Annotated in this window: 7 protein-coding genes and 2 pseudogenes; 4 read left to right on the top strand and 5 right to left on the bottom strand. The window is 50.6% G+C overall.

Annotated elements, in window-relative coordinates:
* The 3 genes from ACT3XD_RS09370 to ACT3XD_RS09360 all read left to right on the top strand — a co-directional run.
* The coding region (locus ACT3XD_RS09370) for a hypothetical protein (RefSeq protein WP_444280554.1) at positions 1 to 1244 on the top strand (1244 nt) is incomplete at its 5' end.
* Positions 1241 to 3322, top strand: coding sequence for a hypothetical protein (locus tag ACT3XD_RS09365; RefSeq protein WP_192537687.1), 2082 nt, complete (start codon positions 1241 to 1243; stop codon positions 3320 to 3322). The genes ACT3XD_RS09370 and ACT3XD_RS09365, both read left to right, overlap by 4 nt.
* Before the next feature lies 1 nt (position 3323).
* A complete protein-coding gene (locus tag ACT3XD_RS09360; RefSeq protein ID WP_192537688.1) occupies positions 3324 to 3746 on the top strand; it encodes a hypothetical protein in 423 nt (140 codons plus the stop codon).
* 45 nt (positions 3747 to 3791) lie between these two features.
* On the opposite strand, the pseudogene ACT3XD_RS09355 reads toward ACT3XD_RS09360, so the two are convergent.
* From ACT3XD_RS09355 to ACT3XD_RS09335, 5 genes and pseudogenes are all read right to left on the bottom strand, one after another.
* Positions 3792 to 3950 (bottom strand): annotated as a pseudogene (locus ACT3XD_RS09355) (IS1595 family transposase); the annotation flags it as partial.
* Positions 3951 to 4067: 117 nt separating this feature from the next.
* Positions 4068 to 4727 carry a DUF6161 domain-containing protein gene (locus ACT3XD_RS09350; RefSeq protein ID WP_192537689.1) on the bottom strand — a complete coding sequence of 220 codons (660 nt, stop codon included), beginning with the start codon at positions 4725 to 4727 and terminating at the stop codon, positions 4068 to 4070.
* Positions 4728 to 5012: 285 nt separating this feature from the next.
* Positions 5013 to 5783 carry a M48 family metallopeptidase gene (locus ACT3XD_RS09345; protein WP_192537690.1) on the bottom strand — a complete coding sequence of 257 codons (771 nt, stop codon included), beginning with the start codon at positions 5781 to 5783 and terminating at the stop codon, positions 5013 to 5015.
* Positions 5783 to 9061 (bottom strand): type I restriction endonuclease subunit R, encoded by a 3279-nt coding sequence (locus ACT3XD_RS09340; protein WP_192537691.1) that lies wholly within the window; start codon positions 9059 to 9061, stop codon positions 5783 to 5785. The genes ACT3XD_RS09345 and ACT3XD_RS09340 overlap by 1 nt, the downstream gene beginning before the upstream one ends.
* Entirely contained in the window at positions 9058 to 9972 is a 915-nt protein-coding gene (locus ACT3XD_RS09335) for a restriction endonuclease subunit S (RefSeq protein WP_192537692.1), read from the bottom strand. The genes ACT3XD_RS09340 and ACT3XD_RS09335 overlap by 4 nt, the downstream gene beginning before the upstream one ends.
* Positions 9973 to 10067: 95 nt before the next feature.
* Here ACT3XD_RS09335 and ACT3XD_RS09330 point away from each other — a divergent pair.
* A pseudogene (locus tag ACT3XD_RS09330) lies at positions 10068 to 11407 on the top strand (IS1380 family transposase).
* Positions 11408 to 11621 lie beyond the last annotated feature (214 nt).

Below are 11621 nucleotides of genomic sequence, written 5' to 3'. Positions count from 1 at the left end.
AAAAACTGAACACAAGAGGAGGAGGGAACGGCCATAGCGACAGGTACAGCCGTCTGTATGACCAGAACGGTAGACTACTTGATTGGGATACGGAAATTCTTCCAGCGCTTCGAGCTGATGGGCTCATAACATCACACTCAGGCACCGCTACTTATACTGGAAAGTACAAAACCCTTTACCTGACCTACAAAGAAATGGTGAATGGAATGTTCTTCCCCGATAGTTTCCTCCAGCGTGTATTTAACGCCGCCACTTACCATTTCACCCATATTCTTTTAGGGGACACTGGAGCGAATCTAGCCGTCCTAAACAAGATGCCACTTATTCAGCCAACTCACCTATCGAGAGAAGGCAAGTACAGAATAATTTCTTTCAAGGATCGAAAAGGCGGTGAATACAGCGTCAGAATGAATCCAAAGATGTTACAGCATTGGAAAAAATACATTGAGCTTTGCAGGCACATCATTGGCGATATAACTGGTTTAAAAGGGCCTCGATACTTTCAGCCCAACGGTGAAATGGACACAGTTACATCTAGTTTCATTTCAAATCCAAACGTATTTTGGAACTCAGATTTAATGCGCGTCACAGCAAAGCAATGGCGCGACTACTCTATCAACATCCACCTCATGGAAACGGGTGATATAGAGCATTCTGCAAATCAACACCAACACACCATTGAAACCTCACGTAAGCATTACATAGCAGTGGAAAATCGAATAGCAATCACTGAACTAAATGATTACTTCAAGAACCTTGCCACAACAATCAATTTATACAGGAACGAACCCGTAGGAATCAGAGAAGCAGAAACGGATGAAGGGCACCAAGGAACGACAGGAAGATGCCTGTCCAATGGTGAAGGCCCTCGCCGCCATGATGGCTTTACTGAAGCTACCCCAGAGCCACGTTGTTCGGCCATGCTGACCTGCTTTTTCTGCGCCCACTATGGGCTTGAGCGCTCATTAGACGAACTCGTAATGCTGTTATCAATCCGTCAATGGCTCCCTCTCCATAGCAAGTCAAAGTCACTCAACATAGACGAACACATGATTAAGTTTGAACCTATGATAAGAAGAATTGACGACTTGCTGGCTATTTTTTCCACTAAGAGCTCTGAGAATCGTGCGCTTTATGAAGAAGCGAAAAAACAGGTGGAATGGGGAAATCTACATCCTTACTGGTCTTTAAAAATCGCAGCACTAGAACATGCTGGTATAGAAGGTAACGGAGAGATCGAATGAACTGGCTACCTAGATTCATTGATGCGACTTTCAGCGATCCATTATGCCCAGAGGGCGGCTCGATCCAACACCCAAAGCCTGGTCACATCATCTCCAGAGATAAGGAAGGTAGGGTAGCATCGATTTATTCAGACAACACCTGGGACTATAAGGCCTACAGCAGACCATCTAACCCAGTCAGGCTAAACTTCGAAAGCCAACTACCAGAAAGGAATGAACGAAATTGCGTTCTAATTGATGAAATTATCAGTGAGATGAAACTGATAATGTTTTACTTCATCTATGAGCCTAGCCACAGCGGCGGCAAACGCCAAAAACTGGTCACACTCTCAAAATACTTCTCTACACTGAGAGGGCTCTCTGTGATCGCACACAACGACAACAAAACACTATCAGAGCTTCATGAGAGCAATTTTTCGTTTGCAAAGATTTTGTCTAGCTGCATGACGAATCCAAATAGCTTTCGAAAAGGCGTTGAAGTCATTCAGTTCGCTAGACTCTCTATATATATCAAAGAATCCTTTGACATTGAACTACCTCGATTTTTAACTGACAAAAATATTGAACGATTGGACAGGAGCCTCGACAAAAACCGCTCCAACTATCAACAGCACCAAGGCAAAGACAGCAGAACTCCCTTAATACCGACAAGGATATATGCCAATCTTATCACTCAGTGTTCAGAGCTAGTAGTGGACTTCCTTAAGGTTCAAGACAGAATCGAAGAGCTTTATAAGAGCTATTACAGCAATCCTTTTTATTGGGCATCGCCACTAAACGCCTCTTCCATATACCAACGCTGGCAAAGACTCTACCCCCAAAAAAAAATGGGGTCTTTGTCAGAGGTTAAACCACACCTAGTAACACCGAAGCAGGCTATTGATAGCTTAGAATTAACAGGATTCTTTGAAAAACATCCTGTAAAAACCAAGAGCACAGAGCACGGCTGGGTTGCAGTTGAACGCTTGCTTTCTGCAACTCAGGATGCAGCAAGAATCCTAATCTTTGTGTACACAGGGATGCGGCATCACGAATGCGAAATCCTACAGCCTAATTGCGTCGATTGGATCGATATACCAAGTATCGGAAAGTTACCATTGGTTATGGCGCACACCTCAAAAATGACCAACTCGAATTACAGTGAGTCAAAACTTCCGTGGGCCACATGCGAAGAAGTTCTTCCCGCCATCAAAGCTGCAGAAGCGCTCCGATCAATCAGACAGCCTAATAGCACCTATTTGTTTTTTGGTGATTCTAACGACGACTCTATTCGAAACTTGATTGACAGTAAGGTTCAGCGCGAAATCCTGTTCAAAGTACTCTCGGAAACCAACCCAGAAGCACTTCGAGTTACGGAAGAAGACATTGTGGAGCTGGAGTCATTTGATGCCTTCAGGGACTGGAGAAATGACAAGAAACTCGCCCTCAAAGCAGGTGAGTATTGGCATCTATCTAAACACCAGTTCAGACGTTCCACAGCTGTCTATAGCGCACGATCTGGAAAGGTAAGCCTGCCCTCTCTGAAGTTTCAGTTTAAGCATCTTAGCGAATCTATGACCATGCTATATCGAGAAAACTCCAGTATGGCTAAAAATATATTAAGGCTTGCTGATAACCAAGAAGGACACTTGGTTATAAGTGACTATATGAATGAGATTCGCCTAATTGAAGCATTGGAATTTGATGAGCAAGTTGTACAAGCCAAATCCAAACTTACAGGCGGCGGTGGCTCACGGCTACAGCAAGAAAAGAACATTGGAACCGCCCAATGGCTGGATGGCCCCGAAGAAATCCACAAGCTAATGATGGATGGAACTATCAGCTACAGGAGAACTGGCGTAGGTGGCTGCTTATCAGCAAAGATGTGCTGGAACTTTAATGTCGATGAGGTCATACCCTGCGTGAAAGGCTGTAAAGATGCTGTTCTCGGAGGAGATGATGAAGGAGAAAGGCTCCGCAGATACAAAGAGGGCTTAAAGATTGAGCTTGAGTACATGGATAAAGATCACCCTTCAGCCAAGCTGGCACAGCAGGAGATTGAATTTATTGAACTAAAATTAATCAGTGAGGACGATTGAAATGAAGCATCAGGATTACTACGAAGCAATTGAAAGAATAAAATTCGACACCACCAGGGTCGTCCCTAAGGGCTCAAAGATCAATAATAGAACCGTTGCGCTAGAGGCAGGGCGAGACCCTAGTTCAATCCGCAAAGATCGCGGCATGGATGACCTAATTGCTTTTATTAAATCATCATCTGAGCCGCTAAAGAAAAAGCGCCAAGCCGACAAAGCTGAAAAGCTAAAAGCCAAAATTGAGGACTTACAGGATATGTTGGATATTTCCCACGCAAAGTATTTGGCATCTATGCATGTCCTACTGGAAAACAACCTATTCTCTGTTGAAAAACCCCCAACGAAGGTACTGGACTTCCCAGAAAGAGATAACGCCAGCAGACCCGTTCTAGATCGCGCTAAAGAATACCGTGACATAGACAAGTGACATAAAAACCACCAATCTCTCCTGAATGATATTGTATATACATGGCTATGTTGGCATCTTCTTTTGATTAGTCATCATCGCCGCGCGAAGCCACGCCTCCTCGGCTGGCTTAGCGGTTGTAAACAACCGCCACCATGCCAAGTAATTTGGCAAGTACGTTGTCCCCATTCCATGAAAGCGCCCCATCCATCGTAAGCGAGCCACTAACCTTGCAATTACCCACAAGTCGATGATGCATCTGGATTGGCAGTTTGGAATCCAGCAACGAGATCTGCTAAGCGGATGAAGCCTCACCATAGAACGGTGGGCCCTGGGAAAGGATCACTTGAGCGATCCATATAAGGCGAACAGTACTAAACCAACGATTGCGATTATTCCAGAAAGTCCGGTGGCTACAGCAAACAGTATCATTTTTTTTCGATGGTACTGTTCTTGAAGCTTCCAATATCGGACTGGTGCCTGGAGTGCCAGCTTGTCGTCATAGGTCTGGGGCAAGGCCTCCAAATCCTTCCGAGCTTTTTCGATAGCGCCTGAAAGTTCTTGCTCGTATTCGCCGACATTTTCTTCGAAGCGCTTACGCTGCCCTTCTAGCAGCTTATCTGCACGCCCTGTCAGAGTATCGAGCCGTTCCTGGCTTTGGTCAGCTTGACCAGTTTGGCGAGTTAGTTCTTCATCCCATGCTTCTCGTAGGTTGAACAGCGACTGGGTCTCTGATTCGGCTTTTCCATAAGCGCCACGTTCCCAGTCCAGCACTTTTTGGAGCCCCGTGGCCAGTGCTAAATCGAAATTGGTTAGGTTTTCATCCAGGAAGTAGGCAATAGCCACTGCAGCACACTGATAGTCGCCCTCATTCATGCGCTGAGCTATAAAATCCGAGAACGGAGCTTCGCTGGTAAATAACTGTTTGGTATGCAATTTTTTGTTGACTTGAGAAGTTATTTGGTCAACCTGCTGCGCATAACGATCTGGACCGGACTCCATTTGCTTCAGTTGTTGTGCAAGTTTTTGTAATTGTGGTCATGGCTGGTGAAGACGCTGTTGTAAATTATGTTCTCCATGAACATTTTGCAGTTTTGTTTGAAGAAAACCATACAACTGGGTCTGTTCACGAATCCAACCCTGAAAGTCTTCTGTGGAGGAAAACCAACGCGTACCCGCCTCAGTTTTGATGGTAATTCGTTTTAGCTTAACTTCCTGTTCAGGTGTTTCTTCGGAAATTTCCGGCTCCTATTATTATCATATAATCATAACCTAAAAGCTGCTGTCTTAAGCTCCAAGTAAAAGCTGTTCTGCTTGCCCATCCAACCGTTCCTTTACAGACCGCCATTCGGGCATAAACCTGTCCAGCAACGCATAGAAGCGCGGGCTGTGGTTGTGTTCTAACAAGTGGCACAGCTCATGAAGCAGGACGTAGTCAATAGCCCGCGTGTTGGCTTTGATCAGATGTGGGTTTAGTAGCACCGCGCCTTCGGGTGAGCAGCTGCCCCATTGGGTTTGCATTTCGATCATGCGCCAATCGGGTATCGTTTTTGCCCATGGCAATGCCTCGACCATCATAGTCAAGCGGCGCTGAAACACATCCTCCGCTCTGTCGCGGTACCACTGGCGTACTGCCTTTTGTGTACGCTCAGTGGTCAGCTCTTTACCTTGCACCCGCAGTTGGCCGCCTATGAGCTTGCAGGTGACCTTCCGCTGGCTTGGGTCGTCGATTACCTTGAGTACGTACCTACGCCCCAGGTAGAGCATGCTCTCACCGCTTACCCACGCTCTTGGTTGCACGTAGCGGTTGCGTTCTTCAATGTCATCCAGGTGCTTAAGTATCCATTTCGCCCGGCGCTGCACCGCCGCTTTAATCTCGGGGAGCTGTGACTTTTCGGGTGCATCCACCTGCACCATGCCATTAGGGTGAACATGCACCCGTATAGTGGCTTTTTTATGTTCGGGCAGATAGCACAGGTGGTAGCTGAACGTTCGTTCACCGTAGCGCGTTTGATACACGCTTGGTTGTTCGTCCTGCGTGGCATCCACAGCGGTCATCACTTTGCTACTCCGTTACGCAGAATCTGAACAACTTCATCCAGGATCGCTTTGGCTTTATCCAAACCTACCAGTGAGAACAGCTGTGGAAGTAAATGTTTCCGTACATCTTGCTCGATGCCCACGGGGTTCAGTGAGTTTTCTGCCACTGCGCGATTAACCACCGTGTTCATCTCAAAGGCCTCTTCGATCAATTGCTCGCCTTTGTCTTTTTCCAATACGGCGAAGTCATCACCCAGCACGAGCTTAAACGTGCCGTAGTAGGCCTGGGCATGCTTGTTTCCGCTGAACGCTTCCAATGGTAGATCAGGCACCTCCCGTTCTTCGACCTTGGCTTCTAGGTCGCTGAACAGCTTGAACTGCGCCTTGTAGTCGAACATCGACTCGGCTTTTTCGATGGCTTCCTTCAGCAGTGCTGAGAACACCTTCTTGGCGTAGGGGTCGTCGCCTAGCTTCTCCTCGATGGTCTTCTTGGTACGCGTTTTGATTTTATCGGTTTCGTTTTTGGTCTTCTCGTCGCTCCAGTTATCAGGGTTGCTCTCTACGGGGTCAATAAGCACGGCCTCATCGCCGGGGGCAACATGGACACCGGTGACATAACGATCAATAAGATCTCGAATCTGGCCTTCGTAAGCGGAGTAATCGACGGTTTCCTGGGCGTCCATGCGTACGGTCTTGCGCAGGTCAGAGAACCACTTCAAATCGGATTTGTATCGGCGGATATCCGCCTCGGTAAACGCCTTATCATCAAAGAAGCTTTGCGTAGAAAGCGCCGTTTTCAAACACATCCCGAAGTGGGTGACGGCCTCATAGAAGTCTTCCCGCAGTGCCTGGCGAACATCCACCTCTACACCGTCCTCGTCGGCTTCATATTTAGGCATGAAGACCTGGCGATAGGGTTCTGGGTCTAGGCGGTTATCAATATGCCCGAAGAAGCTCAGAAGCCGATCGTGCAACCTTGGCAGCTTCTTGTATTCAGTGTCGACGTTGGCATACAGGCCTTCAATATCCTCGATGGCAAAGCCTCCTTGAGTCTGATCCTCAAAGTTTTGGTAATCCTTAATGGCAGTATCCAGTTCTCTGAGAATACCCCGATAATCGATCAGGTAACCAAAGGGCTTCTGAGGGTGCAGCCGGTTGACGCGAGCGATAGCCTGGATCAGGTTGTGGCCTTTAAGCTGCTTGTCAATGTAGAGAACGGTGTTACGAGGCTCATCAAAGCCTGTCAGGAGCTTATCAACAACAATGAGTATGTCCGGTGGGCCATCGGTGCCGAAATCTTCTATCGTGGCTTTCTCGTAATCTTGTGGGTCGCCAGTAACGTTCTGCTTCCACCACGCTTGCACTAAAGGCAGGTTGGTTTCATCCACATCGGTATGGCCTTCGCGGGTATCCGGTGGGGAAATCACGATGGCACTGGTCACCATGCCTGCGCTATCGAGTTCCTGTTTATAGCGAATCGCGCTGAGTTTGCTGTCGGTAGCCAGCTGGCCCTTCAGTTCTAATCCGGCTTTTTTGAAGTTCTCGCTGAAATGCACGCTGATATCAAACGCGTTGAGCTTGATGCGATCCTGCGCGGTATAGATCTGGCCTTGCTTGGCGTACTTGCGCTTGAGATCGGCTTTCTGGTCATCTGACAGTGCGGCGGTCACCTTATCAAACCAGCTATCAACCGCCTTTTGGTTCACATCGAGCAGCGGCTTTCGCTCTTCGTACAGCAGTGGCGTAATGGTACCGTCTTCCACCGCCCGCTTCATGGTGTAGGCGTGAATGATGGCCCCGAACTTCTCAGCGGTTTCGCTTTTCTCGTTTTTCAGTAGCGGCGTGCCGGTAAAGGCAATAAACGATGCATTGGGTAGGGCTTGCCGCATCCGCTGGTGGTTTTCACCCCCCTGGCTGCGGTGGCCTTCATCCACAATGACGATGATGTTTTCCGAGTGGTTATAGCATTCTGGCTGCTTAGCGGCGGAAGCGAATTTGTTGATGATGGTGAACATAATCCGCTCATTGCCTTGGCCTATGCGTTTGGCCAGCTCCTTGCCGGAACGCGTTTTGGCGAGCGAGTCACCACGTTTCTTACCGGCGATATCACTGCCAAAAGCCCCACCGGTTAGGAAGGTCTTGGATAGCTGTTTCTCAAGATCCACCCGATCCGTGACGACGATGACCCGGCAATTCTTAAGCGCGTCACTAAGCAGTAGAGCGCGGCATAGGTACACCATGGTGAACGATTTACCTGAGCCAGTGGTGTGCCAAAGTACGCCGCCCCGGCGTTCGCCGCTGGGCTTAAAGCCGGAGATGCGTTCCAACAGTGCCTTGATGCCGAACGCCTGGGGGTAACGGGCCGCAATCTTGCCTACTTTGCGGTCGAACAGGATGAATAATCGTAGAAACTCCAGAAACCGGTGCCTATCCAGCAAACCTACTAAAAGCCGATCTTGTTCGGTCGGCGTGACGTGTTTTGACCATAGCTGTTCAAAGTAAGCCCGAATCTTCAGGGGCTTGCCCTGGAACAGCGCGTCCTTAACCGATGAAGACAAGGGCTGGTTCTTGATGCCCTGAACGTATTGATCGTCGAACGCTTCATCTTGCCACGTCGACCAGAACTTAGCCGGGGTGTGGGTCGTACCGTATCGGCCATCGTTACTGCTGATGGCGAGCAGCAACTGGGCGAACGCGTACAGGTAAGGGATTTCATCGTTTTTCTGGTTGCGGAGGTTCTGGCTGATGCCTTCCTCCACCATGTTCTTGTTGGGGTTGCCGGAGGCGGCTCGTTTTGCCTCTATCACCGCCAAAGGAATACCGTTAACGAACGCCACCACATCGGGCCTGCGGGTGTGAGTACCCTGTGTGGAAAGCACCTCCATCTCTTCGGTGACGTGGAATTCGTTGTTATCCAGGTGCTCCCAATCGATCAAGTGAACCGTTGGCTGGGCTTTCTTGCCGCCCACGAACTCGGTCACGGTAATGCCCAGCGTCAACATGTCGTACACGGACTGGTTGGCGTCCATCAACCCTTGAGCCATGGAGGGCGTCGTGATCTCTCTGATAACTTGATCAATCGCCTGGTCAGACAGAGGGTATGATTCGCCCTTAAACTCGAATCGGCGCTGGCGTAATACACGCTCTAACACCGGCTTCATCACCACATCCCGCTGGCTGCCTCGTAGCGCCTGACACTCGGTGGCGGGTAGAAACGTCCAGCCCAGGTTGATCAGTGTCGCCAGGGCGGGAATGTGGCTGGCATGCTGCTCGTTCCCTTGCGGGGTGGTGTTCATGCGGCCTCCACTTGCACACGCCGCATACCGGTCAGCAGCTGCTGCATTAGAGCTTTCTTTTCTTGTTTCAGCATATCGAGACGGCTTTGTATTGCGGATAATTCCTTGTCAGCTGTAGCAATAACTTCTGAAATAGCGTTCTGTTCTTCAAGGCTTGGACAAGGAATTACCAGGTTGGCAAAAATGGAAATCCAGTGACGCTGATGACCACCTACCGCAAATCGGATCATACGCATCGCCTCGAATATGTACCTGATTGAATACCCATGTTTCGGAGTCAGCATTTTCATGGCGCTGGACTTAGCTTTGAAGGGGAAATCCACGAATTGGCTAGCCGTAGTGAAGTCATCAAAGATAATGACTGGGAGCCCTTCATCGTAAATTCCGAATGTCTCGTCGGTATATCCCAGTAAGAAGCTTTTTCCAGCGGTTAGAACTGGAGTTGGAAAATCATCGGAGTATTCTGTCGATTTAACGAGGAATGGCGTTGGTTGCTGATAGTCCAAAGCATCACCTAGTTCAATCTTTTTCCACTCCCCCTCAAACCCCGGCAACCGCTTCTTCCCGGTCAGCAACTGCTGCATCAATCCTTTCTTCCGCTGCTGACTGTTCTCAAGCAGGCGCTCGGTGGCGGTGATAGCCTGATCCCAGGTGGAGAGGATCTGGGCGATCTTTTTTTGTTCGGGAAGGGGAGGCAAAGGAACGGGAATGCTCTCACAGTTTGCTTTGTTCAGATATGGAATAGTAGTTTTGGATGCCACTGACTCCATGTAATACTTCTGAGCGCTAAGTGCGTATGCGAGGTATTCATTCTGAACTGAATCAGAACATACGAACGCATGGAGTTGTTGATTGAGAACAACATCTTCTGTAGAAATCGCAACAAGCCCAAGTTCACCAACAGCTGCCATAATCCTGAATCCGTGAGACCGGCCCCCGGAAGCACTTCTAACCCACTGACCTGCATGGCAATATAGCCATTATCGCCATTCACCCAGACAGTGCCATGCCCAACATAAAGTTCCGCGCCAGTCGCCGCACCCTCACCAGCCACGCCGGGCTGTCGATCATCGGGCAGTGCTTCGAGATCGCCGGCGTCGACAGCATCGATGGCCGCTTCCCCACCACACTGGGCATGCGTACCAGCGATGTGGTCAAGAGCTACCTGGGCCTGCTCTGTCTGGGCATGAGCGACTATGACGCCATCGAGAACTTCCGCCGCGACAAGCCGTTCCAGCAGCTGCTGACCCTGCAGAAGGTGCCGAGCACGGCGACACTGCGACAGCGGCTGGAGAAACTTGCCGCCAACGACCTGCAGGCGCGCACCGCCACCTGGTCCACGACCCTGCTGTCACTGATCGAAGCACCGATCACCGCCGAGACGACGCACGTCTGCCTGGACATCGACACCTTCGTCATGGACAACAGCAACTCGAAGAAGGAAGGCGTCTCGCGGACCTACCAGAAGGTCGATGGCTACACCCCGATCGCCGCCTATCTGGGCAACGAAGGGTGGTGCCTGGGTCTGGAACTGCGGCCTGGCAAGCAGCACACCATGAAGGAGAGCAACGCCTTCCTGGAGCGGGTACTGCCTCGCGCCCAATGCCTGACCAAGCAACCGATCCTGTTACGCGAGGACAGCGGCTTCGACAGCCAGGCGCACCTGGCGCTTCTCGAACAGCAACGCCAGGTCTTTGCCGACGAGGGGCGCCGGCTCGACTATGTCGTCAAATGGAACCCGCGCGGCTCGGCCACGGCTGATCGAGATACCTGGCTGGCGGTGGCGGCGGACTACTGGGAAGAGCTGCGTCCTGGCAAGCGCCAGGCGCTGTGGCCGCAGACCGTCTCGATCCACGACGACAACAAGACTGAATACGTCGTCCAACGCGTGATGCGCCTGGTAGAGCGCACCGCCGATCGCGATGGCCAGTTGCTGCTCGAACCGGACTATGAGTTGGAAGGCTGGTGGACCAGCCTGGACGAGGCGCCGGAGGCGGTGATCAAGCGCTACCAGGCGCATGCCACCCATGAGCAGTTTCACAGCGAGATCAAGACCGATCTCGACCTGGAGCGCTTGCCGTCCGGCAAGTTCGCCACCAACGATCTGATCCTGCATCTCGCCCAGTTGGCCTACAACATCCTGCGCCTGATGGGACAGCTAGGCATGACCGGCGAGCTGAGCCCGGTTCGCCACCCGGCCAAGCGGCGCCGGCTGCGCACCGTGCGGCTCTCGTGATTCACAAGGCACGGCAGATCATCCTCGACTTCGGGCAGGATATCGGGCGCATGACGGTGCTCAAGACGCTGCGGAGCCGACTGCGTTATCCACGAGGAACGCCATGCTGACCGTCAATCGGCGACACTCTATCCACAAGCAGTTCCAAGCGACACGCGATCGCCAGATATGTCGTGCCTGGCGGGTGGAAAGGCATGACAAAACGGGCCGTCAGCACCGATCAGCACGGTGGGTTTTGGCAATAACGGGCTTGCGAAAGCCAACTTGCACGGGGCGAATGATCAAAAAGTGCTCGCTGGCGGTGATAGGGAAAGTGTCGGCGCC

The organism is Halomonas sp. AOP7-B1-5, from assembly GCF_052353045.1.
Classification (GTDB): Bacteria; Pseudomonadota; Gammaproteobacteria; order Pseudomonadales; family Halomonadaceae; genus Vreelandella; species Vreelandella colorata.
This window is presented reverse-complemented; position numbering and strand designations above follow the sequence as displayed.